Source organism: Bartonella propinqua (genome assembly GCF_047263965.1).
In the GTDB taxonomy this organism is placed as follows: Bacteria; Pseudomonadota; Alphaproteobacteria; order Rhizobiales; family Rhizobiaceae; genus Bartonella.
Window position 1 is genome coordinate 22899 of the sequence record NZ_JBLEBK010000009.1, and the last position, 25666, is coordinate 48564.

At 36.2% G+C, this 25666-nt stretch carries 24 protein-coding genes and 1 pseudogene; 1 reads left to right on the plus strand and 24 read right to left on the minus strand.

All coding sequences use genetic code 11. From position 1 onward, the window contains the following. Window positions 1-161: 161 nt before the first annotated feature. The 17 genes from ACMFKV_RS06190 to tpiA form a co-directional block, all read right to left on the minus strand. Entirely contained in the window at window positions 162-869 is a 708-nt protein-coding gene (locus ACMFKV_RS06190) for a hypothetical protein (RefSeq protein ID WP_413154750.1), read from the minus strand. Window positions 870-1436: 567 nt separating this feature from the next. Continuing rightward, window positions 1437-1898, minus strand: a complete 462-nt coding sequence (locus ACMFKV_RS06195) for a type II toxin-antitoxin system RatA family toxin (RefSeq protein WP_336287827.1) — start codon at window positions 1896-1898, stop codon at window positions 1437-1439. Window positions 1899-1900: 2 nt separating this feature from the next. Continuing rightward, entirely contained in the window at window positions 1901-2863 is a 963-nt protein-coding gene (gene lipA, locus ACMFKV_RS06200) for a lipoyl synthase (RefSeq protein ID WP_413154751.1), read from the minus strand. A gap of 75 nt (window positions 2864-2938) precedes the next feature. Next, entirely contained in the window at window positions 2939-4399 is a 1461-nt protein-coding gene (lpdA, locus tag ACMFKV_RS06205; protein ID WP_413154753.1) for a dihydrolipoyl dehydrogenase, read from the minus strand. Between the two features lie 220 nt (window positions 4400-4619). Beyond that, complete coding sequence (locus tag ACMFKV_RS06210) at window positions 4620-5948, minus strand: pyruvate dehydrogenase complex dihydrolipoamide acetyltransferase (protein WP_413154754.1); 1329 nt, start codon at window positions 5946-5948, stop codon at window positions 4620-4622. Window positions 5949-5962: 14 nt separating this feature from the next. Then, window positions 5963-7345 carry a pyruvate dehydrogenase complex E1 component subunit beta gene (locus ACMFKV_RS06215; RefSeq protein ID WP_336287831.1) on the minus strand — a complete coding sequence of 461 codons (1383 nt, stop codon included), beginning with the start codon at window positions 7343-7345 and terminating at the stop codon, window positions 5963-5965. 16 nt (window positions 7346-7361) lie between these two features. After that, a complete protein-coding gene (gene pdhA, locus ACMFKV_RS06220) occupies window positions 7362-8399 on the minus strand; it encodes a pyruvate dehydrogenase (acetyl-transferring) E1 component subunit alpha (RefSeq protein ID WP_413154755.1) in 1038 nt (345 codons plus the stop codon). A 121-nt stretch (window positions 8400-8520) separates the two neighbouring features. Next, window positions 8521-8853 (minus strand): FtsB family cell division protein, encoded by a 333-nt coding sequence (locus ACMFKV_RS06225; protein ID WP_336287833.1) that lies wholly within the window; start codon window positions 8851-8853, stop codon window positions 8521-8523. Between the two features lie 168 nt (window positions 8854-9021). Beyond that, a complete protein-coding gene (locus ACMFKV_RS06230) occupies window positions 9022-9426 on the minus strand; it encodes a TM2 domain-containing protein (protein ID WP_413154756.1) in 405 nt (134 codons plus the stop codon). An 86-nt stretch (window positions 9427-9512) separates the two neighbouring features. After that, window positions 9513-9758: an NINE protein gene (locus tag ACMFKV_RS06235; protein WP_413154757.1), complete on the minus strand. Its 246-nt coding sequence runs from the start codon at window positions 9756-9758 to the stop codon at window positions 9513-9515. 254 nt (window positions 9759-10012) lie between these two features. Beyond that, window positions 10013-10264 (minus strand): NINE protein, encoded by a 252-nt coding sequence (locus tag ACMFKV_RS06240; protein ID WP_413154758.1) that lies wholly within the window; start codon window positions 10262-10264, stop codon window positions 10013-10015. A 211-nt stretch (window positions 10265-10475) separates the two neighbouring features. Continuing rightward, window positions 10476-10877 (minus strand): TM2 domain-containing protein, encoded by a 402-nt coding sequence (locus tag ACMFKV_RS06245; protein ID WP_413154759.1) that lies wholly within the window; start codon window positions 10875-10877, stop codon window positions 10476-10478. An 86-nt stretch (window positions 10878-10963) separates the two neighbouring features. Further along, window positions 10964-12232 (minus strand): phosphopyruvate hydratase, encoded by a 1269-nt coding sequence (gene eno / locus ACMFKV_RS06250; RefSeq protein ID WP_413154760.1) that lies wholly within the window; start codon window positions 12230-12232, stop codon window positions 10964-10966. A gap of 76 nt (window positions 12233-12308) precedes the next feature. Then, window positions 12309-13145 carry a 3-deoxy-8-phosphooctulonate synthase gene (gene kdsA, locus ACMFKV_RS06255; protein ID WP_336287838.1) on the minus strand — a complete coding sequence of 279 codons (837 nt, stop codon included), beginning with the start codon at window positions 13143-13145 and terminating at the stop codon, window positions 12309-12311. A gap of 36 nt (window positions 13146-13181) precedes the next feature. Next, window positions 13182-14810 (minus strand): CTP synthase, encoded by a 1629-nt coding sequence (locus ACMFKV_RS06260; RefSeq protein ID WP_413154761.1) that lies wholly within the window; start codon window positions 14808-14810, stop codon window positions 13182-13184. Between the two features lie 127 nt (window positions 14811-14937). Then, window positions 14938-15384, minus strand: a complete 447-nt coding sequence (gene secG, locus ACMFKV_RS06265; protein ID WP_413154762.1) for a preprotein translocase subunit SecG — start codon at window positions 15382-15384, stop codon at window positions 14938-14940. A 77-nt stretch (window positions 15385-15461) separates the two neighbouring features. Continuing rightward, window positions 15462-16229: a triose-phosphate isomerase gene (tpiA, locus tag ACMFKV_RS06270; RefSeq protein WP_413154763.1), complete on the minus strand. Its 768-nt coding sequence runs from the start codon at window positions 16227-16229 to the stop codon at window positions 15462-15464. A gap of 153 nt (window positions 16230-16382) precedes the next feature. Between tpiA and ACMFKV_RS06275 the strand changes: the two genes are divergently transcribed. Beyond that, on the plus strand, window positions 16383-18272 hold the full coding sequence (locus ACMFKV_RS06275) for a peptidylprolyl isomerase (RefSeq protein WP_413154764.1): 1890 nt from the start codon (window positions 16383-16385) through the stop codon (window positions 18270-18272). Between the two features lie 675 nt (window positions 18273-18947). On the opposite strand, the gene ACMFKV_RS06280 is transcribed toward ACMFKV_RS06275, so the two are convergent. From ACMFKV_RS06280 to ACMFKV_RS06310, 7 genes and pseudogenes are all read right to left on the minus strand, one after another. Beyond that, window positions 18948-19808, minus strand: a complete 861-nt coding sequence (locus ACMFKV_RS06280; RefSeq protein ID WP_413154765.1) for a phytoene/squalene synthase family protein — start codon at window positions 19806-19808, stop codon at window positions 18948-18950. Window positions 19809-19941: 133 nt separating this feature from the next. Continuing rightward, window positions 19942-20211, minus strand: a complete 270-nt coding sequence (locus tag ACMFKV_RS06285; protein ID WP_413154766.1) for a type II toxin-antitoxin system RelE/ParE family toxin — start codon at window positions 20209-20211, stop codon at window positions 19942-19944. 2 nt (window positions 20212-20213) lie between these two features. Then, window positions 20214-20459: a ribbon-helix-helix domain-containing protein gene (locus tag ACMFKV_RS06290; protein ID WP_332061128.1), complete on the minus strand. Its 246-nt coding sequence runs from the start codon at window positions 20457-20459 to the stop codon at window positions 20214-20216. Window positions 20460-20707: 248 nt separating this feature from the next. Next, window positions 20708-22768, minus strand: a complete 2061-nt coding sequence (locus ACMFKV_RS06295) for an ATP-binding protein (RefSeq protein WP_413154767.1) — start codon at window positions 22766-22768, stop codon at window positions 20708-20710. Between the two features lie 242 nt (window positions 22769-23010). After that, window positions 23011-23681, minus strand: a pseudogene (locus ACMFKV_RS06300) (DNA adenine methylase). Window positions 23682-23896: 215 nt separating this feature from the next. After that, entirely contained in the window at window positions 23897-25336 is a 1440-nt protein-coding gene (locus ACMFKV_RS06305) for an AAA family ATPase (protein WP_413154768.1), read from the minus strand. A gap of 97 nt (window positions 25337-25433) precedes the next feature. Then, window positions 25434-25652, minus strand: coding sequence for a hypothetical protein (locus tag ACMFKV_RS06310; protein WP_413154771.1), 219 nt, complete (start codon window positions 25650-25652; stop codon window positions 25434-25436). Window positions 25653-25666 lie beyond the last annotated feature (14 nt).

A 25666-nucleotide genomic window follows, 5' to 3' on the forward strand; every position in this document is an offset into this window, starting at 1 on the left:
TTTAATTTAGCAAAAAGTAAAAGCCAAACAAACCTTCACAGTTATTTTCGATATTATGGACATCTTTGTGTATTATTATCTTAAAGTGTTGCCAGTCATTTATTTTTGAATTTTTGTAATCTACAAAAATTTTTCGGGTATAAATGAACGTGAAATTCTTGTTATGGTATCAGAATAAATCTACTTTGTGATTCAACGCCACGACAACTTTTATCAGCAATATCACCAAGAACAATTGAATCTTTCCCTTCAATTTTTTTAATAAATCCAAGGACAAAAATAACTTTAAGCGTTTCTCTTGGATCATTTGATGAGGTATGTTCTAGAGTAATGGAAATAGGATGTGGTCGAATTAGCTCTTCTTCATTTGTAACATCTATCATAAGCCAAAGTTTAAGCTCTTCCTGAGAAGGTATATGCGAATAACCCACAGTAAAAATTCCTTCTATTCCTTTTATAGTATCTCTAAAATCGATGCGCTTTAATCCATATCCCCCCACCGGTCCCTTATATTCTTCCTTATCACCATCATATGATAATGAAAAAAACGTAAATGGACTATCAGAAGGTAACTCAATGTAATTTATGTTAATTAATTGTTCTGTAGGATTATAAATGGTTAAGCCTACTTTAAAATACCCTCTATTCTCCTTTTTTTTTATGTAGTCATACAATCCACAAGAAGAAATCTTTAACTTATTTCCTAACCTTTTTTCTTCATATTCTTTACTTACCCACTTTTTCCATGAAACTGCATAACAACCAGTAAAAATGGCAGCACCAACAGAGCCAACAGCAGCAAGAACAGAGCTAACAGCAGTGAGGGTATCTTTATCTAGAAAGATATCTGCATACTCAAATGTCAACATATTGCACATACCTTTCTACTTTCTCTGCTTTTTTGAACTGATTATTTAAGTGACTTACACCTAACCGATTGAGCATCAACCATTCAAAAGTGAATAGTGAATATTGCAAAAAACTAAAAATTATAAAAACCCGATCTTATCATCTCAATATCAGCGTAAACACTGCTTTTATTACATAATTATTATCAATTATAATTATAATATTGATTGATAATAATAAAATATATAATTAGATTATATCCACATATTTTACAGTGCTGGAATATCTTAAGAAAACTTAAATATTTTATTATAAAATTTTCAAATTATGATAATTGAAAAATAATTTGTTATTAACGTAGTCTCATCAAATGTCATTATTATTGATTTTTTGACAGCTTCTTTAGAGAATTATTGTTGATTCACTAACGTATTATTATATTATTTCCGCTTAGTAATGATTAAAAGCTATATCTAATATTTTTAGATGAGAATATTAATTTTGGTCATGCCAACAAATAAAGAATGGAAATGTAATTGCGCAAATTACAAAATGCGATATTTATTATGCAACATTAACTAAACAAATTATGCTACTGGAGAGCCATAAATTTGATGCGCACGCATTTCAAAAGCATCGGTAAATTTATGAAAAGCAATATCAAACATTGAACCCATTATCAATCCAAGCATTTTGCTTTTAAATTCATAATCAATAAAAAATTCTACATTGCACGCATTTTTATTTTCAATGTGATGAAACATCCAACGGTTTTCAAGATACTTGAATGGACCATCAATATATTGAACCTCTATGAGATTTTTCTTCGGCTGGAGAAAAACTTGAGTCGTAAAAGTTTCTCGGATAACCTTATAGCCAACTGTCATATCAGCAAGAAGCAATGTTTTTTCCTCAGATTCTTTCCGAGAACGCACCACCAAAGCCTCACACATCGGTAAAAACTCTGGATAATGTTCAATATCTGAAACAAGATTAAACATTTCATGGGCGCTATGGGCAACTTGCCGATGTGTTGTAAAAGTCGGCATAATTACCTCTGTGAAGCGAATTTTTCATCTCGTGCTTTTTGCAAAATTGCAAAATCATCTCCTGCATGATGGGATGAACGTGTCAGAGGATTGGAAGCCATATGCAAAAAACCCTTCACTTTACCAATCTTAGCAAAAGACTCAAATTCTTCAGGAGGCACAAAACGAATAACTGGATGATGCTTTCGTGTAGGCTGCAAATATTGCCCAATTGTCATAAAGTCAACATCAGCAGAGCGTAAATCATCCATCAATTGAAGAATTTCATTTCGTTCTTCCCCAAGACCAACCATAATTCCTGATTTTGTGAAGATTGTTGGATCAAGTTCTTTAACGCGTTGCAGCAATCGGATTGAATGGAAATAACGCGCTCCTGGACGAACCTTTAAATATTTAGATGGAACTGTTTCCAAATTATGATTAAAAACATCAGGCTTGGCAGTAACAATAATCTCTAGAGCACCATCCTTATTACGAAAATCAGGTGTAAGAACTTCAATTGTTGTCTTAGGAGCTTTCCGACGAATAGCATAAATAACTTTTGCAAAATGCTGTGCACCACCATCAGCAAGGTCATCGCGATCAACAGATGTAATCACAACATGTCGTAACCCCATCTGCGCAACAGCATCCGCTACACGTTCTGGCTCATTATCATCAACTGCCAATGGAATACCTGTTGCAACGTTGCAAAAAGCACAAGCCCGTGTACATATCTCACCCAAAATCATAAAACTGGCATGCCGCTGGCTCCAACATTCACCAACATTTGGACAACCCGCTTCTTCACATACGGTCACTAATTTGTTGGCACGCACAATACCATGCGTTTCTTTATATACTTTTGATGTTGGTGCTTTTACACGAATCCAATCTGGTTTTTTCTGGACACTTGTATCAGGACGATGCGCCTTTTCAGGGTGACGCAGACGCCTATTCGTAACTCTATCAACAACCGTAACCATTTAAGCCTCTGTCTTGTAGATATGAAATGCCAATGAAAAAATCCAAAGCGCAGGATCTTTCATACAATCCAGCCATCAAGCATTTAAAACCTGACCATAAGCATCCAATACACTTTCTTTCATCATTTCCGACAATGTCGGATGCGGAAAGACGGTATGCATCAATTCTTCCTCGGTTGTTTCAAGATTCATGGCAATAACAAAACCTTGAATCAGCTCTGTTACTTCCGCCCCTACCATATGTGCACCAAGAAGCTGTCCTGTTTTTTTATCAAAAATAGTTTTCACTAACCCCTGATCTTCACCTAAAGCAATAGCCTTACCATTAGCTGCAAAGGAATAACGACCAACACGTATATCATAGCCAGCTTCTTTTGCCATTTTTTCTGAAAAGCCTACAGAGGCAACTTGCGGTGTGCAATATGTACACCCTGGAATTTTTCTCTTATCAAGCGGATGAGCACTCTTCAAACCTGCGAGGTGTTCAATACATATTACACCTTCTTCTTCTGCTTTATGTGCCAACATAGGAGGACCAGCTACATCACCAATAGCATAAATGCCCTCCACGCCTGTCCAACTCCATTCATCAGTTACAATGCATCCACGATCAGTTTTTATACCTAATGCTTCCAATCCAAGATTCTCAATATTACCCTGAACACCAATAGCTGAAATCAATCGATCAGCTGTAATTGTTTTTGTTTTATCTTTAACATCAATATGCGCAGTAATAGAATCAGAAGCTTTTTCAACTTTCGTTACCTTAGCTTCAGTAAGAATGCGAATACCTTTTTTCTCTAACTGTTTACGGGCAAACTCTGAAATTTCAACATCCTCAGCTGGCATAATATGAGGCATCATTTCAACAACAGTTACTTCAGCTCCCATATCATGATAAAAAGAGGCAAATTCAATACCAATTGCCCCAGACCCCATTACCAAAAACGACTTCGGCATTGTACGTGGGATCATAGCCTCAAAATAAGTCCAAATGAGCTTTCCGTCTGGCTCAATACCAGGAAGAGAACGAGGACGTGCACCAGTTGCAATAATTACGTGCTTTGCTTGATAAATCCCCTCTCCTAACGTTCCTTTAGGTACTGGATTTTGCGGTTGCATAATCGGTTTAGATGATGAAGAAACCATAATTTCTGCAAGCTGGCTCCCTTTAGCTTCTTTAGTGAGCTTTGCCTCTCCCCAAATAATATCGATTTTATTTTTCTTCATGAGAAAACCAATACCAGCATTTAAACGCGCTGAAACTCCACGCGAACGTGCCACAATATCTTTGATGTTTGCCTCAATGGAACCATTAAGCTTTAAGCCATAATCATTTGCACGTTCAGCAAAATGCTTCATTTCTGCCGAGCGTAAAAGTGCCTTTGTTGGAATACAACCCCAATTTAAGCAAATCCCACCCAAATGTTCACGTTCAACAATTGCCGTCTTAAAACCACACTGCGCTGCACGAATTGCAGTTACATATCCGCCAGGGCCCGAACCAATCACAATTACATCATAAAGATTCGCCACAGTAATTCCTCCATAGATATACACAAACGGATATGCATTTTCTGAGCTTAAAACCAAAAATTAACATGACAAAATTTGCCCGTATCTTTACTAAAAGCTTCACGTAAATGCCTTTATCAAATCAGCAAAAGCAGAAACATTGCCATTCGAGCTTTTTAAATCTGCTTTTATCATACCAATCACCACTCTCACACAATTCTGTGAGGCACTTTTAAACAGCTTAAACTAACATTGCTAACGGATTTTCAATTATTTTCTTAAAAGCTCGAGCAAGCTCCGCCGCTAATGCACCATCAACAGCACGATGATCAACAGAAAGTGTAACCGACATAACTGTCGCAACTCCTAATGCACCATTCTTAACAACTGCACGTTGTTCACCTGCGCCAACGGCAAAAATCGTTGCGTGTGGTGGATTGAGAATGGCAGAAAAGCTTTTCACACCATACATTCCCATATTTGATACAGCTGTTGTTCCTCCCTGATATTCTTCCATTTTTAATTTACGCTCACGCGCACGCTTTGTAAAATCTTTCATTTCATTAGAGATTACTGATAAAGATTTTTCTTCTGCATGACGAATAATTGGCGTAATTAATCCATTTGGAACAGAAACAGCAACCCCAATGTCACAGTGCTTGTGATGAAGTATTCCTCCTTCAAGCCAAGACACATTAGTATCGGGAATAGCTTTTAAAGAAAGCGCTACAGCTTTAATAACCATATCATTAACTGAAATTTTATAAGCTGGCTTAGACCCTTCTTGCGTCTTAACCATTGGCACACAAGCATTCAGTTGCGCACGTAATTCTAATAAAGCATCAAGTTCACAATCTACCGTCACATAAAAATGTGGTACTTTTTGCTTTGATTCAACCAAACGTTTAGCGATTGTTTTACGCATATTATTATGGGGGATGAGTGTATATTCATCCTCTTTGAAAAGTTGCAGTATCTGTTTATCAGAAGCATCTGCAACTACTGACTGCCCAATTTGTGATGAAGAAAAATCTCCACAAGTACCATCACTTACGGCTTTTTCTACATCGCGCTTAATAATACGTCCATGTGGACCGCTACCAGAAATAAGCGATAAATCAAGACCCGCCTGAGCTGCTAATCGCCGAGCCAAAGGAGACACAAAAAGACGTATATCCTTTTTATCTTTCTGCATGAATTGCTGTGACGGCAATAAGTTGGATATTGGTGTCATCTTTGAATCTATCTGTTTCACATCCTGCGATTCTTTGACTGCAAAAGAAGAAGAAACCTCTTCTGAAATCTTTGCAGCCTCAGCTAAGTCTTCACCTTCTTCAGCTAAAACAACAATTAAAGTATTAACTTTAACTCCTTGCGTTCCAGCAGGAACAACAATTTTAGCAACCGTTCCTTCATCAACGGCTTCTACTTCCATTGTTGCCTTATCCGTCTCAATTTCAGCAATAACATCACCAGAGGAAACCTTATCTCCCTCCTTAACATTCCATTTGGACAAATTCCCTTCTTCCATCGTAGGAGAAAGCGCAGGCATTGTAATCTTAATGGACATAGTGCTTTCCTCCGTTATGCTCTGTAAGTTACAGCCTTAACGGCTTCAATGATTTCAGTAATGTTTGGTAAAGCCAATTTCTCAAGATTAGCAGCATAAGGCATGGGAACATCCTTACCAGAAATTGTAGCAACTGGCGCATCAAGATAATCAAAAGCCTGCTGCATAACACGTGTTGCAATTTCAGTTCCAACAGATGACTGAGGATATCCCTCCTCAATTGTCACCAAACGACCTGTCTTTTTGACTGAAGCAAGGATCGTTGGCAAATCCATCGGACGAATGGTTCGTAAATCAATCAATTCAACATCAACACCAAGTTTTTCAATCTCTGGTAATGCTTGAAGCGCATAATGCATCCCAATCCCACACGCTACAATCGTAACATCTTGACCAGACTTATGAATACGTGCCTTGCCAATAGGCAAAATAAAATCATCTATTTTAGGAACATCAAATTGATGACCATACAAAATCTCATTTTCAAGGAAAATAACAGGATTGTCATCACGAATAGCAGCCTTCAGCAAACCTTTTGCGTCAGCAGCACTGTAAGGCATGACAACTTTAAGACCGGGGACATGACTGTACCATGCAGCATAGCACTGAGAATGTTGAGCACCAACACGCGCAGCCGCACCATTGGGACCACGAAAAACCATGGGAGCAGACATTTGCCCACCAGACATATAACGGGTTTTCGCTGCTGAGTTAATAATTTGATCAATTGCCTGCATAGCAAAATTAAATGTCATAAACTCGACAATGGGACGTAACCCTCCAAATGCAGCACCAACAGCCAACCCTGCAAAACCATGCTCTGTTATTGGTGTATCAATAACTCGGCGCGCACCAAATTCTTCTAATAAACCTTGGCTTACTTTATAAGCACCTTGATATTGCGCAACTTCTTCTCCCAACAAGAAAACCATTTCATCACGTCGCATCTCTTCAGCCATCGCCTGATTAAGTGCTTCACGCACCGTCATTGTATCCATTTGAGTCCCTATTGGAATATCGGGATCAGAAGCAATATCCAAAGTAGGAAGCTCTGGAGTTGATAAAGAAAGGGAAGAAGATCCTTCCCCAGACTTTTGATGAGCAGCTTGAGAATCTAAAGTATCGCCAATCTGCAAAATATTCTCAACACTTTCACCTTCTTCTAATAATACCGCAATAACGGTGTTAACCTTCACTCCTTCAGAACCTGTAGGCACAAAAATTTTACCAAGAGTACCTTCATCAACAGCTTCTACTTCCATCATTGCCTTATCAGTTTCAATTTCAGCAATCACATCCCCAGAGCTCACTTTATCGCCTTCTTTCTTGAGCCACTTAGACAGTTTACCTTCTTCCATCGTTGGTGAAAGCGCCGGCATCAAAATATTAATGGACATACTTGCTCCCCTCGCATTACACTAAAATATCAGTATAGAGCTCAGAAACATCTGGCTCTTTATCACTTTGAGCAAAGTCTGCCGCATCAGCAACAATTGCACGCACCTCCTTATCGATAGACTTTAAATCATCTTCGCTCGCAAAACCTTGTTTAAGAATCCGACTTTTCACCTGATCAATTGGATCGTGCTCACTTTTTATTTTCTGAACTTCTTCTTTTGATCGATATTTTGCCGGATCAGACATAGAGTGACCACGATAGCGGTAAGTTTGCATATCAAGAATGATTGGTCCTTGACCTGAACGCGCCCAAGAAATTGCTTCATCAGCAGCTCCTTTTACCGCGCGAACATCCATGCCATCAACAATGATACCCGGAATTTCAAAAGAAAGACCACGACGAGAAAAATCAGTTTCTGCAGATGCACGCGCAACCGATGTCCCCATAGCATACTGATTATTTTCGATAATATAAACAACAGGAAGCTTCCAAAGCGAAGCCATATTAAAACTTTCGTAAACCTGCCCTTGATTTGCAGCACCATCACCAAAGTAAACTAGTGTCACGTTATCTTTGCTAAGATACTGATTCGCAAGTGCCAAACCTGTGCCAATTGGAACCTGTGCACCAACAATACCATGCCCACCATAAAAATGTTTTTCTTTAGAAAACATATGCATCGAACCTCCCTTTCCCTTGGAAAAGCCGCCCTGACGCCCTGTTAACTCTGCCATTACTCCACGTGGACTCATACCAACCGCTAACATATGGCCATGATCACGATAAGAAGTAATCACCTGATCACCTTCTTTTGTAGATTTCAGTGTTCCAGTAACAACAGCTTCCTGCCCAATGTAAAGGTGACAAAATCCACCAATAAGACCCATGCCATAAAGTTGCCCCGCTTTTTCCTCAAAACGACGAATCAAAAGCATTTCGCGATAGGCATCAACTTCTTCTTCTTTTGTAAAATTAGCGACTTGTGCTATTTTTGCGGTATTTGATGCAAGATGTGCTACCGACGCAGAATTTTTTTTAAGCCGTTCTGCCATATTGAACTCCCTTTTATGATTATTTAGGAATAACCTTTACGGACAAAAGTTACAAGTATTATCAATTATTATCAATTTTCTTAAACAATATCATAAAGAATTGTTTTAAAATAAACGATTTTTAATCATTTTTAATATCGTTAAGGGGATTTAAAATTGTCAATTCATTTGACTTAGAAAAGTTTAAATTTTTCCGAACATACTCATCTAGCATATCTTTTTCAATAGACCCATCGCGTAAAAGAGAAATATGCTTCTCAATTGATATACGTTCTGCTTTTATTTTATGAAGCTCTTCTTCCAATTCAGCGATATGCTGATTAACTTTACTGCGTGAATACAATCCATACTCACCATGATAAATATGATAACTGAAATAGCTCAAAACTCCCACTGTTATAAGTGGGAGCACAAAGCGCGCTTTAATCGATCTGCGTTTCTGTTTTGTCCACATAAAATAGCACAGTCTTTTTTAAATACTCTCATTAACTATGCATACTTTTCATTAATGCCTTCTTACCAAATCTCCACATTTAAGTAATTTACGCTCACTCCTTCGCCCCCCTCTACTACACAAAAGTATATCCTCACTTTTGGCATTTTATAACAGCATATAGGCTTATTAATTTGTGATTTTATCTCCATTTTTTTTAGAAAATCTTCCAGCCACAATGACTATAAAATCAATAATTGCCCAAATTCCACTAATAACCAATCCTACAACTGATAAAGAAAGAATAAGCATTAAAATACCTGTCCAAAATTTACCAACCATAAAGCGATGAACACCAAATATACCAGCGAACCAACAAATAAGTGCAAGCATTACCTTTAATTGTTCTGGCTGCTGCTTCAACAATGGAAAGACAGAATTAACAGCGTCACCTTCACACACAAAATCAACAGCATCACCAATGTTCGGTGGATTTTTTCCTGACCAATCCCAAGTTGCAAATTGATAGCGCTTACCATCATCACCTGAAACGAGGTAAATCCCTTGATCTTGGCTAATAATCACACCTCTCATCTTTACCACCTATAAATAATTGCTACCTTAATTAATAATAAGATAGTTAAATTAATAATCTTTAAATTATGAATTCATCCCCACTTTTATTCAAACTCTCCAGACACAATAAGTATCAAATCAATAATTATCCAAATCACAATAGTAAACAACCCGATAATTGATAAAGAAAAAAGAATCATTAAAATTCCCGTCCTAAACTTACCAATCATAAAGCGATGGATACCAAATGCCCCTAAAAATAAACAAACGATCGCAAGCAGCAACTTTGATTTTTCTCCCCGTTTTTTCAACAATGGAAAAACAGAATTAACAACATCATCCTCACACAAAAAATCAACCGTACCTCCACACTTGGGTGATTTTTTCCTAACCAATCGCAAATCACAAATTAATAATGCTTATCATCACCACCCAAAACAAGATAAATTTCTTGATCTTAGCCTGTAATCACACCTCTCATCTTTACCACCTATAAAATCACTGCTCATAAATTAATAAGATAGCTAAAGTTAACAAACATCTTAATTGGTAATTTTATCTCCACTTTTATTTGGGAATTTATCAATTTATAATAAGTGTAAAATCAATATTCATCCAAATTTGACGAACAACCAACATCACAAATGATAAATAGAAAAAAAAATTTAAATTTTCTAATTAAAGAAAAAATAAAAATTGAAATACTTGACAAAGAGAGAATTAGCATTATAGCTCCCGTTTTAGTCTCACCAACCATAAAATGGTGAATACCCAATTCCCCCCCCACAAAAAGCACATGAGCGCAAGCACTACTCTTGTGCGTATTGTTGATTGACTTGACTGTTTCTTCAACCACGGAAGAATAGAACTAATAGAATCATTCTCACACACAAAATCGACGGCATCGCCATACTTTGGTGTTTTTTTCCCTAACCAATTGCAAATTAATAACGCTTACCATCATCACCTGAAACAAGATAAGTTCCTTAATCTTGATTAATAATCACGCCCCTCATCTTTATCTCCTATAAAGTTGCTGCTCATTGTCATGGATAAAGCAACTAACTCTAACAGATTTTATCCCCATTTTTGTCTGTAAAATTTCCAGATATAATAAGTATCAAATCAATGAATACCCAAACCCAACTAATAAATACTCCAAACAATGTTATAGTTAGAATAAGCATTAAAATACCCGTCCCAATTTTACCAACCATAAAGCGATGAATACCCAATGTACCAAAACAGAGACAAATGACCGCTAGCAGTAGTTTGGAGTGTCCTGACTGTTGATTCGACAACGGAAAAACAGAACTAATAGCATCACCTTCACACACAAAATGAACAGGGTCACCAACCTTCGGGGAGCTTTTTCCTGACCAATCCCAAGACTCAAACTGATAACGCTTATCATCATCACCTGCAACGAGATAAGTCCCCTGATTTTTACCAATAATTACACCTTTCATCTTTACCCCTCTATAAAATTTTCATCTGTATATCACTAATAAATAATTAAACAATATCGGAATCTTACATTTTATGTTCATAATCATTAACGATGCAAATCACCAGCATAACATGCCTGCGCTCCTAGCATTTCTTCAATGCGAATAAGCTGATTATATTTTGCTAATCTATCTGAACGTGCAAGTGAACCAGTTTTAATTTGCCCACAATTCGTCGCAACAGCAAGATCGGCAATGAAAGTATCCTCCGTTTCGCCTGAGCGATGAGATATAATGGCACGATAGCCTGCTTTATGAGCTGTTTCCACGGCATCAAGAGTCTCGCTTAATGTGCCAATCTGATTAACTTTAATAAGAATAGAATTGGCAACACCCTTTTTGATACCATCACACAAACGTGCTGAATTTGTTACAAACAAATCATCGCCAACAAGCTGACACTTCCCACCAATTGAGTCAGTGAGCAATCTCCAACCTTCCCAATCATCTTCAGCCATTCCATCTTCAATTGTGATAATAGGGTAAGTTTCAATGAGTTGAGATAAATAATCTACCTGCTCCTGAACATCACGACACTTTCCTTCACCTTTATAAAAATATGAACCATTTTTGTAAAATTCTGTTGAGGCACAATCTAAACCAATAGCAATTTGTTCCCCTGGTTTATACCCACATGCTATTATAGATTCTATAATAAAATCAATTGCTTGCTCAGCATTTTTAAATTGAGGTGCAAAACCACCCTCATCACCAACATTGGTATTATAGCCTGCATCTTGTAAACGTTTTTTCAATATATGAAAAACTTCAGCACCATAACGGACCGCTTCTTTCAGTGTAGATGCTCCTACAGGAATAATCATAAACTCTTGAAAATCAATCGGGTTATCAGCGTGTACACCACCATTAATAATATTCATCATTGGCGTGGGAAGAACATGTGCTTGTGTACCGCCAATATAACGATACAAAGGCAAATGCAATGATTGCGCTGCTGCTTTCGCAACAGCCAATGAAACGCCGAGAATAGCATTAGCGCCAAGACGTGCTTTATTTGGCGTTCCATCCAAAGCTATCATTGCTTGATCAATGGCTATTTGATTTCTTGCATCTCGCCCACCTAATTCTTCAAAAATCTCGCCATTGACTGCAGAAACTGCTTTTTCAACTCCCCTCCCCTGATAGCGCATACCACCATCACGAAGTTCTACCGCCTCATGCGTCCCTGTTGATGCCCCTGAAGGAACAATAGCGCGACCAAAAGCCCCATCTTCTAAATGAACATCAACCTCTACCGTTGGATTCCCTCGGCTATCAAGCACTTCACGCCCAATAATGTCGACAATTACACTCATGTGAAGTTCCTTATCTAATAAAAATCTCGATTCATCTTAAACGCTATAATAATGAAATATCCTCTATAATGTATATTCAATTCATCTTCTTTGCCAAATGATCAAATTCCATTAAATTCTCAAGCAATCTTCGTAAATTATCAATTTTAATCATATTAAGTCCATCAGAGGGAGCATTATCTGGATCCTGATGTGTTTCTAAGAAAATACCTGCAACCCCAACAGAAACAGCCGCACGTGCTAAAACTTCAACAAACTGACGCTGCCCACCAGACGAATCACCCTTGCCACCTGGCTCCTGAACAGAATGCGTTGCATCAAAAATAACAGGAGCTCCAAATGAACGCAAAATAGGCAATGAACGCATATCAGAAATCAGTCGGTTATAACCAAATGAAGTACCCCGCTCACACAGCATAACGTTAGGATTACCGCTTTGAGTAACTTTTTTTAAAACATTTTCCATATCCCATGGAGCCAAAAATTGACCTTTTTTAATATTGATAACACGCCCTGTTTTGGCTGCAGCCACCAAAAGATCTGTTTGACGACATAAAAAAGCAGGTATTTGCAAAACATCTACCGTTGAAGCAACGACCATACACTGTTCTTGCGTGTGTACATCAGTTAATACTGGACAATTGAATTCTTGCTTTAAATCAGAAAAAATATCCATTGCTTTTTCAAGACCAATACCACGTGCTGCATTAAGAGACGTTCTGTTAGCTTTATCGTAACTGGATTTATAAACAAACCCAATACCAACTTGATCCGCAATTGTTTTAATTCGACCCGCCATTTCAAAAGCATGATCCCGACTCTCCATCTGACACGGACCCGCAATTAATGAAAGAGGCGCTTTATTTGAAAAAATAACATCTCCAACATTAATAATAGCATTTGATTTAAACATTTATTCCTCAAAAAAGTGAATAACAAAATTTACAAGCTAAACCAATCGGCTCTGTTCTACAGTCGCTTTAATAAAAGAAGCAAAAAGCGGATGTGGATCAAATGGACGTGATTTTAGTTCTGGATGATATTGAACACCAATAAACCAAGGGTGATCTGCATACTCTATCGTTTCTGGCAAGGCACCATCTGGAGACATTCCAGAAAAAATCAAACCACACTGTTCAAGCTTCTCTTTATAATCAATATTTACTTCATAACGATGACGATGCCGCTCAAAAATCTTTGTCCTTCCATAAATTTGAGCGATATGACTACCTTCTTTTAATTCAGCTGCAAAAGCACCAAGCCGCATTGTACCACCAAAATTTTCACATTTTGTACGCTTCTCAAGAACACCCTCTTTAAACCACTCTGTCATTAACCCTACAATCGGATTTTGTGTTTCATGAAATTCACTTGATGAAGCATTCTCAATATGTGCAATGTTGCGCGCAGCCTCTATACAAGCTAACTGCATTCCAAAGCAAATACCTAAAAACGGAATTTTACGCTCCCGCGCAAATTGAATTGCTTGGATTTTACCTTCTGCACCACGCGCTCCAAAAGCACCAGGAACCAAAATTCCATGAGCTTTTTGTAAATACGGCACAGGATCCTCTCTTTCAAAAAGCTCCGCATCAATCCACTCAATATTAACTTTTACTTTATTAGCCAATCCACCATGCGCAATCGCTTCGGTAAGAGATTTATAAGCATCTTTCAAGCCCGTATACTTTCCAACAACTGCAATTGCCACCTCTCCTTCAGGATGATGGATCCGATGTGCAATATCTTTCCAGCGATCCATTTTTGGTTTAGGTGCTGGATCAATTCCAAAAGCGTACAGAACTTCTGAGTCTAAGCCCTCGTTATGATATGCTATAGGAACATCATAAATTGTTGGCACATCCAATGCCTGAATAACTGCGCTCGGACGCACATTACAAAAAAGGGATAATTTGTATCGTTCTGTTTCTGGAATAGATCGATCTGCACGCACCAACAAAATATGAGGAGCAATCCCTATTGATTGCAACTCTTTAACGGAATGCTGAGTAGGTTTGGTTTTTAACTCACCTGCTGACACAATATAAGGCATCAATGTAAGATGCACATAGACAACACTTTGCCTTGGTAACTCATTTTGAAGCTGACGAATCGCTTCAAGAAAAGGCATTGCTTCAATATCACCAACAGTTCCACCTATTTCACACAAAACAAAATCAAACTCTTCATTTCCTGTCGTAATGAATCTCTTAATTTCATCTGTAACATGAGGAATAACTTGAACTGTTGCCCCCAAATAACCACCACGTCGTTCTTGTTCAATGATATTGCGATAAATACGCCCTGTTGTAATATTGTCTTGGCTATTCGCAGAGCATCCAGTAAAACGCTCATAATGACCAAGGTCAAGATCCGTTTCTGCACCATCATCAGTAACAAATACTTCACCATGTTGGTAAGGTGACATTGTGCCTGGATCAACATTTAAATAAGGATCAAGTTTGCGAAGCCGCACGCGATATCCACGCGCTTGCAACAATGCAGCTAAAGCTGCCGCTGCAATCCCTTTTCCAAGGGAAGAAACCACACCACCAGTAATAAAAACATAACGTGCCATGGGCTTATGGTGATAAGCAGTTTATGATGGTTTTTCCAGTAAAAAATGCAAAAAAAATAGTTTTTCTTCATAAAAATAAAAAAAGGTGAAAAATCACCTTTTTAAAATCCGTATTATCTTGAAAAAACTATTTCTCATCGTTATCGGAAATTGGATTCTCAAGCAGTGGTGGAACTGGATTTTCAGCTGCAGGATCTACAGATTCATTTTTTTCTTGAGGAGACACTGAAACACCACCAAGTTGTTCAAGAATAGAAGGCTGAGACCCACTTTCTGACGATGCAGCTCCCGCTTTATTTGTTGAGTCTTGCTCTGCATTAACTGGAATACGCTTGAGAATATCAGAACTAGAGTTTGATATATTTCCAACCACGATCAGTGCAATGGATACCACAAAAAAACAAAACGCCAAGATTGCTGTCAAACGCGTCAATGCGTTTTTAGCCCCACGCGTCTTCATAAGCCCCGAACCACTATTAACGCCAAGCCCACCGCCCTCTGAAGGCTGAAGCAATACAACGCCAACCAAAGCAATAACAACCAAAAAATGAATAACAATAAGTACTGTTTGCATAAACCCTACTCTTTAAATAACTATTTATGGCTGTTTACACATAAATTACACACAAGCCAAGAGAGAACAAGATTTCTTCATTGTAATTTACGATAAACATCGCAAATAGCTAGAAAATCAACCGCTTTTAAACTTGCCCCCCCGACTAAAGCACCATTCACATGCGCAACGCTTAAAAGCTCTAATGCGTTAGATGCTTTCACTGACCCACCATAAAGCAAACGCATCTTGGATCCTTCATCACCGAAACGAGAACGCATCTTATGGCGAATAAACTCATGCACTTCTGCCACATCTTCTATAGTTGCTGCATTGCCTGTACCTATAGCCCATACAGGTTCATAAGCAATGATCGTATTTTGCGCTGTTGCGCCATCTGGTAAAGATCTCTCAAGTTGGCGTGAAAGAACATCCAATACCTTATTATTTGCACGCTCTTCCAATGTTTCACCAATACAAACAAGAGCCACAAGACCTGCTCGCCACGCTGCTTGCACTTTAGTACAGATAACTTCATCACTTTCATAATACACCGTGCGACGTTCTGAATGTCCAATAATGACATGACTTGCTCCTGCTTCTTTTAGCATAAAAGCTGAAATATCCCCAGTATAAGGACCACTATCATCAAAATGACAATCTTGCCCTCCTAAAAAAAGATTTTCCCCCTCCAGTGTATCAAAAGCACGTGACAAAAGCGTTGCGGGAACACAAATAAGCGCCTCCAATAAACAACCTAAATCAGAGCTAATAGCAGCAGCAATAGCGCGTAATTCCCCAAGAGACTCACCAGTCCCTTTCATTTTCCAATTTCCAGCAATCAAAGGCCGAATGTTTGGAGACATGTCTTTACCTCAAAAGCTATCACAACACATTATTTACCCTTAAATATCAAATTATAAAACGAAAGCAAGTCTTTCAGCTTGCATCTTCAGCATCTTTATTGCAGATTTCCTTACTGCTTTGATGATAATTGTGCCAACAAATGGAGCTGAATAATGCTTGACGTTATAAGAAACGCCACCAAATCTTGGATTGCCAGAACTTTTCTCGCTATTTTGCTCTTATGCTTTATTCTTTTATGGGGGGTCCCACAATTACATACGCAAGATGAAAGGGATCTTATCACTTCTGGAAAATCCACAGCAACTATTGATGATTATCGCCTCGCACTCGCTGATCAAAGCGCACATTTAGCACGCGCTTTTTATTTGGGACGAATATTTACACCAAGCGAAATGCAACAATATAAAATTCCTGCTTTTGTTTTCAATCAGCTACAACAAGATGTGCTATTTGATGAACAAGTGCGAAAAATGAAAATTAGTCTTTCAAAAGATGCAATCGCCCATATCATTGGCGCTGATAATATGTTTCAAAAAAATAGTGCCTTTAATCCAAACTTATTCCATAACTACCTTCAGCAATTACATATTAGCGAAAATGATTTCCTTGATTATTACGCCAAAAAGGAGAAACGTAATCAACTCATTTTGGCTTCTCTGTCTGGTATGAAGGCACCAGATCTCTTTTATAAAGCACTCGCTCTTTATCAAGAAGAAACTCGTATCGCAGATTATCTCATTATTGATCTAAAAGAAAAAGCAACAATTGCTAATCCAGATCAAGAAATATTGCAAAAATGGTTTGAAACTCATAAAAATCAATTTCGCGCTCCAGAATACCGTACTGTTTCTTTATTATCTATGAAACTTGCTGAGTTTATAAAACCACAAGATATCTCAACTGATGAGGCTAAAACCTATTATACTCAAAATGCATCACATTTTATTGATCCTGAAAAGCGTATCATTGAAGAATTACGGTTTTCCACACGTGAAGCTGCTGATAATGCAGCAAAAAAAATAGCTGATGGACTGAGTTTTGATGACTTGGTGAAAGCTGAAAAAAAGACTCTCAATGACATAACAAAAGGGCCTTTGACAAAAAATGAATTGCCTAATTATTTGGGATCTGAGGTTTTTGAACTCAAACAAGGGCAAGTTAGTGCTGTAATCAATGATTTACAAGGACCTGTAATCATTCGCGTTACGCATATTGCACCTTCAAGCCCTATCCCCTTTGAAAAGGTAGAAGAGACTATCCGTCAAACACTTGCCAAAAGTCGTGCAGCAGATGATATACGGAACAATTATACGACAATTGAAAATGCTCGTTTTGAAGGAGCCTCTCTCAAAGAACTTGCTGACCAATATAAATTGCCTCTGCATACAGTTACCATTGATAAAACAGGAAAAACAATTGAAGGTACAGTACTTACGGATTTACCTCAAAAAGATATTTTACTGAATTCCATTTATCAATCAAATGAAGGAACTGATCTTGATCCTCTTTCTTTTCAAGAAGGTGGATATCTTTGGTATAAAGTAGATGCGATCATCCCAGCTCGTGATAAAACACTTGAAGAAGCTAAACAAGAGGTTCTTACCCAATGGAAAAGTGAAGAAATTCAACGCCTTCTTGATGAAAAAGCTAAAGATATTCTCAAACAGCTCAATGAAGGAAAAAATCTTGATTTTCTTGCACATAAGCTTGGTATTACAAAACAAACGACACAAGCCTTACGGCGCCAAGACTCATCTGAAATCTTCGGATCTGAAGGCATTAAAGCTTTATTTTTGGGTCCAAAAGACTATTACGGCATAGTAAAAGGTTTGGATCTAACCAGTCGTATCGTTTATCAAGTAAAGGCCGTTACTATACCTGAAGATATCACCGCTCATACACTTTCACCTGATATCCGTACCAATATAGATAAGATGATGAGAGAAGACTTAAAGTTAGAAATGCTCAAAGTTGCGAATAAGGAACACCCTTTGAAAATTAATAGTACTAACTATCATCAAATCTTAAATGCTCTTCAGTGAAAATATTACAAGCAATTTTAATATTTATTGAATAAAATGATTAAGAACACTTCTTTTACAGTGAGAAAAAATAGATTTTTTCTTTACGAGTATCAAGATAAATGACGTCTGTATAAATTAGTGGGATTTTTTACAAATTCACAGACTTGCAGAAAAAAGTGAAACTTGAAATATAATTTCTTCAGTGCATTTAAAAGTGCTGTTTTTTTTAAATTATCATGCCCATGTTATGTCATGGCACGTAAAAATTACTTATGGCTTCACGGTTTATCCGCAGCCATAACTTTTTTGTAGTTGATAAAGATATTTTTTTCATCAAAATAAAAGATACATTTCATCAATAAAGTAAGTTATACTGCACACATTGAGCTGCTGAGGATTAAAACCTAAGTTATAACAAAAAATGGCTCATATATTATATAAATTTAATCTTATGTTTTGCATTTTTTAAATCAATTATTGATATATGATACACTAAATGGGTGCGCATTATTTTTAACACCATAAGTCTAATTTTTAAAAATTTTGAGATCACCCTAATCAACTTGTCAGCATCATTTTTTGGATAACAAGAGTAACGGGTATAACTTTATAACATTGCCCGTACCTTCAATACAAAAAATTTACTTGCATTTTTATTGCTCCCTCCCTTCTTAATAACACACTCTTTTATCCTTATAATATTTTTGGGAGATTCCCACTCATCGCTACTTTTGTTATCAACCAATAGCGATGAAGCAATGGTAAAGTTGCACTCTCTTGAAAAACTGCCGCCCCCAACTGCATTGCTTTTTGAAGAGATCTTGGCACAATTGCTAATGGGAGAAATGCTGGTTTGAGCGTTTTAGGCAAAGTAATAGAACATTCATAAAACTTAGTATAATGCTCTTGCGATAACGCTACCACAGCTTCAATGATGTAGCGCTTTTGTTCATCATTAATACGATTAGACTCGAGCTCTTCCCTATCCATTCCTACAGCTTTTAGCATCTCAACAGGGAAATAATATTGATACCGCGATCGCATAAATGACAAAAGACGCAATACTCCACTTAATAACTGAGCAAATCCTCCATGTTTACAGGCATCCGTAAAATTTTGTGCCGCATCAAAATCTAATATCTGACAAGAAAGCTTTAAAATTATACTTGTTGTCTTATTACAATAAGCTTCAAGATCATGAATAGTTGCTATCGGATCTTTATAAAGATCCAAAATTTGTGCATCACAATAACGTAAAAAATCCGACTTCGGTAAATTAAAAAGAGAAATTGCAGTAAACAAATCATTCAAAATCGGATTTCTTTCGCTATTTCGTATCTCACCGTTAGCGATAGAATCATACCACCAGCGAAGTCGCATTTCACCAATAAGTGGATCATGCACACTTTCGCGAACACGAGAAATTTCTGCATTAAAAGCGTAAAGAGCGGCTAATGCACTGCGCTTTTTTTTAGGCGCAAATAAAACCGACATATAACGATCACGATCTGTAGCACGTAAAATATCAAGACAATAGGGAAGAAAATTTATCATTCTACCGCGCTTATCAATTTATTTTTTTCTATAATTAACATTTTGATTTTATTTATGTTTTTTAAAGGTGAGGGATACATAAATAAAGGTGAGGGAATAAGATTTTCAAATATACCTTCGTAAAATATCTTTCTTATCTAAATAAATCTGAATGCGTACCTGTCCTCTCAAAATGGACATGTTCATCGTCAACTATATAAATCAATAACCAATCGGGTTCTATATGAATATCTCGACGAGGCTTCCAGTTTCCTTGTAAAGGGTGGTCATTTAATATAACTGGCAATTGCTGCTTCTCGACCAAAAGCTTTATAACCGCTAAAAGCTTTCGAATATCTTTGCCACGCTTTTTTTCTCGTTTTACATCCTTTTTAAATTTTTTTGAGTAGCTCACTGAACGCATGGTTAAATATCCAGTTGCTTACACAAGTCAGCAATATCTTTAGCATGAAAAACATCTTCGTTTCTGTCTGTTTTGTAAAAAGTTTCAAGCGTCTCCTCATTAGGTATCTTGTTATTTTCAACATAGATACGAATGAGATCACGTAAAATTTGAGATGCAGGACGGTGTTTTCTTTCAGCTATAGACATAAACGCATTTTTTAGGTTTGTATCTACTTTGGTTGCTATAAGTTCACTTTTTGCACTCATAATATCTATCTCCTTTGCAATCTGCACATAATTATATATTGTTTAACTTAGTAAAATATAGTTAAACTTATAATAAATATCTACTCAATTCAAAAGAAGATTCTTACCCTTGCGCTTTATAAAATGTGCTCTTTTTTATTAGTTTTCATAAAATCATTATTCCTGCTATCAACTTAAACTAATCAAGTATGCCATATTAAGCTTTTTGAGAGACATCGTTTTAAATAAGCAAAGAGATTTTTAAGAAATTAAACCTTTAATTGAGAAATGAAGGCTTGATTTCTTAATTTAGCATCCACCAATAAGTCATGCCACTCTATTATTTCAATCGTTCCTCGAAATTTACCGTGTAGACTCAAAATTCGCCCTCGCCCATTGGCTGTTTCTTGCCAATCAGATGTTTGGATATCCAGTTCACCTTCAATATCAGCAATAATATAACAGTAAAAGACGCATTTATCTGAAATTTTTATACTCTTATTATCGAATGTCTTTATGCGATTTCCTTGAAGTTCATTAAGATATTTCTTGATTTGATAATCAGGAGAATAACCTATTTTATGTTGTGTCTTTCCTGGTCTTTTAAATTCCACCAACATTAATCTATCTAAATCTACATCAGAAGGGCATACACGACCTAGAGCATGCACCCTATCATAACATAATAAATCAGCACGCAACCTCGCTGTACTGCTTGTCATAATTTTATTAAAAGGAACATCAGAACAGAAATATCTTGTAAATGTTAGCCTTTCATCAATGATCCATAAATCATGATTCGGATTATTAGAAGTCTGAGGATCATCACCTCGAATATGCATAGGACAAATAAGTGTATGCAATGTCTTCTCTAAATGCCTTACTTCTTTATTAGATTTATCAGAGTTAGCTTCCTTAACCTCTATTATTAATTTTTCTAAAATATCAAGTATAACATCACGACGTATAACATATTCTGCTAACTGTCTTTTTTCTCCATCTTTAACGTCATCTGCAAGTTTAAAAATTTCGTCTGAGAAGCTCTTTGTATTAGTCTTTCCGTTAATAATTTTACTGTATATTTCTTCAACTCTCTTGTTTTGATCTTTATCTTTTCTAAGCTTATAAATAGCCAATACCTTAACAAACTCTTCTTCATTTTTTGCAGATTTGGGAAGTTTCTTTAATAAATTTTCATAACTATCCAAACGATAGGAAGGATACTCTTCACAAAATTTTTTTAATTTATCTAAACGTTTTTTTTCATATTTTTCATTTTCTTCGGAAAGAACGTCATCTAAAATTTTATCAACAACAGCGCGTATAATTTTTTTCAATATATCATCACTAAAAGAAAAAGCTGTTCTTTCTTGATTAACTCTATCATCTAAATATTGTCCGCTTACACAGCCATGATATACTAAATCTTGGTTATTTCCAAATTTCTCAGAATTTATGAGACCATCTACACTTTTGGTAATAACAGTGCGATTATGCGCGGAGAAATGTAACTGGTGATTGTCCTTAAAATTATAACTAGCACTAGGCGTGCAAATAAAATTATGAATTTTTAATAAACCAAATTCCTCGGTCTCAAATGTAGTCTCACCCCTATTTTCTACTAAATATCCCCTAATCATTTTCATCAAATCAACAGGTAGTAGACACGAACCATCACAAAAATTTATTTTGGGCAACCGTTCTAAGATTAAATCTGAAAAAAAATGTGATCCCAGATGATCAATAATTGTTTCAACTTTGCGTGGAAAGTAGTTTTTATATGTATCATCTTTTAAACCTTGAAAAATAATTTCTGTTCCTGTGATCTCTGGATTAATTAGGGGTATTTTTGAATAATTAAGAATCTGATTATCGTTTTCTAAACAAAAATCAAAGCTCCTCCGATAAAATTTGTCTTTCTCGAAGAATACACTATTAATCTTTATTTTATCAAAGGCTTGCAACCACAAAAGTCGCCCGACCCCTTTCCCCCCTTTTTGTAATTTAAAATCAGTATCTACAGTACAAAAAGCTTGAAAATGCTCATTATCCAGTCCTATGCCATTGTCTTTAATTACAATTTTAAGTAATTTATTTTTATTCGTATTTTCGATTTTTATATCTATTTCACCATCAGCTCTGTAACTTCCTTGCGCAGAATCTTCAAGCGCATGAATAGCATTACTTACCGCTTCAAAAACAGGCTGCAATGCCTCTCTTGAAGTAGAAGGCTTAGGAAAACGACGCACTCTTCCAACAAGATTTTCTTTTATAGAAAATTGTTGAATATTACCTCTTTCTTGTCTTTTTTTAAGTGCAGAATTCCCCATAATTATTCCCTATTTTTTATCCTAATAATGTTCATTTCATCATCTACAATAACGAACTATTTATTTCGTATCATAAAAATCTATTCTTAACGTAAACAAAATATCAATTCTTTTCAGTGTAAATTGTTATCATGTTTTGCATAATTTGATACTAGGTTTTGCACCAATTCATTTTTTCAAAGGGTTTTAAGGAAGCTTCAAAGGGTTTTTTAAGCCCCCTCAAAGAGGATTGTTCTCTTCTGTTAAAGATCACAATTGGTGATGATCAGTTCCTTAGCAGCAGTGTTCTTTAAAGAGCCAAATGTATAAAATGTAGTGACTTCTTTTATATGAAACTGGCTGAAGGTTTTTCGAATCTCTGGCACATCATTTAAAGAAAGAAGAAACTTCCCTTGTAATTGGGAAAGAATCGTTGCCATCACCTGATAATCTTCCCTCTTAAACAAATCCTTTCCATAGTAATCCTCAACACCCCAATAAGGTGGATCAAGATAAAACAAGGTATTTGGTCGATCATAGCGAATCATAAAATCTAACCAATTTAACTGTTCAATGGTAACACCTGCCAAGCGGCGATAAATAAGCTCTAATAATGCTTCAACCTTAAAGTAATTAAATCGTGCACTACGACTCATCTCAGCGCAAAACGTGCGATTAGCAACTTTACCGCTAAAGCCTAATTTTTGTAGATAAAAAAAACGAACAGCACGCTCTAGATCGGTTAAATCCTTTGGGTCTTGCCAGAGAGAGACGTTGAAACTCTTGACGGCTGCTAATCTGGAATTTCAACATATCCATAAAGGGCTAATAATGGCGTTGTAACACCCGAAAAAAATTCACCACATCACCAGAGCAATCATTGATAATTTCTGCTGGTGGAATCAACTTCCGTCTAAAAAATATCCCCCCCCATTCCAACAAAGGGTTCGGCATAAAGATTATGCGGAATGTCTTCAATGATTTTGATAATAGTTTTGGCTAACCTTCTTTTGCTTCCAATATAAGCAACAGCTGGTGCGACAGGATCAATCAATTTTAATGTTTCAGAATGAATTGTGTTCGTTAATTTTTCCAGTCTCTACAGAAGATAAATGAGAAAAACTTTCATTATAACCTTAAACCATAGTTTCACGATACCAAATTAGTTATTGTAAGGATATAGCCAACATTTCTTATAAACTCTATAATTTGATTTCCTTTCCCCGCAGCATCAGCAAGCTGACTTAATTTGTCATTAAGATTAATACCCCCTTTTTTAATCTCACTAATGCATAATTTTTGTATAATAGGATCAATACTTCTTGCAGCTTTGGGAGTATGACTTAATTCGAAAAAATTTTCACAGATAATTTTAGATTCTTCAAAATCATTTGCCTCATTGTATACGGAAAACAAATTAACGAGACTATTCTCATCAATAAGATAAGGAGAATGCGTTGAATAAATTACTTTATTATGCTCTACTTGTGGCAAATTTTGTAAACAGCTTAATATTTTTTCTTGTGGATAAATGTGTAAATTATTCGCGGGCTCATCCAACAAGAAAACCGTCCCATTTTTACTTCTATGCGTACGAATCTCTGTAAAAATTTTAAAACAAAAAAACCAACGGAATCCTTTGCTTCTTTCATGCACAGAAAAAGAATTACTCTCTGCTTTAATCTTTAAACAAAAATCTGCAAAATTACTATTGAAATTACTATTAGGTCTTTCTATTACAAATGTACAATTAGTAAATGCGCTTTTAGTAGGCGCCCTTTCATCTCCAGTAATATCTACCCAATCTTTTTTTACTACTGAATTTAAATAACCGTTCATAGCCGCCAAACGCTGATCAACCGCATCTGTATCATCGCAGTCAACAACATCTTTCTGAAAATCAATATTAAAATCTAGTGTTGAATCTTCAGTACGTTTATACTCGCTTCCTACAAGGAGATCATTTAAAATCATCTGCCATTGAGAATTTTTTTGTGAAATTAATAATGGGTCTTCATTACCGCACCCTTTTTTTGAAAATCTAATTATATCAGGCACATCAAACATGAAATCATCATAATAGACTATTTCAGGAGTTCGCTCAGCTATCCATTTCATAATAAAATCAATATTATTTATACATTTATTGTCAATTAATGTACATTTATCTTTGCATGTGCTACTCACAAATTCATAAACAAAAGATAATTCAAACGTTCCGCCATTATCATTAAAAGTCTTATTATATTTTTTCTTTTTATTGCTATACGCTTTTTTCAATATTTTTATATCGTCAGCATCATAAAAAATACGCGTTGATAAAATAGTTTTTTTATTAAAAAAAGCACATTTTGAACGAATAAAAACATCAAAATTTTCTACTTTTTCTGCTCGACAAAGCGCAGATATAGCTTCTTCTCCATGACAAAGGGCAGATATGGAATGAATACCTTTTAAAATTGTAGTTTTTCCCGATTCATTATTGCCAACAAGAACAAAAGGAAAATCTTGATTCCCTTTTGTAAAATCTATTTCCACAGGCTGTGAAATTCCTCGAAAATTTTCTAATTTAAATGAAGTAAAAAGCATAATAATCCTTAAAGATACCTGAAACAACGATGCATTATGATGTATAATATAGAACGTTTCGTGTTATACTGTAAAATAATTTAAGCAACAAGCTTTTTTAATTTTTTGTTATCCACTGCTTTAGATGCGTGAGAATGTTATCTAACGCATCCATGAGGCGTGCAAATTCAAGAATAAATAAAACGATGATGAGCACTATCCATTTCATAAAGCGAGACATCATTTTCACACTTTGGTAGGTAACAATTATCTCTTGCAGCATTTCTTTTTCTGCATCCGTAAGCTCTGTGTGCTTTTCAGTTTTTCTTTTAACCATGTTTCCACCCACAC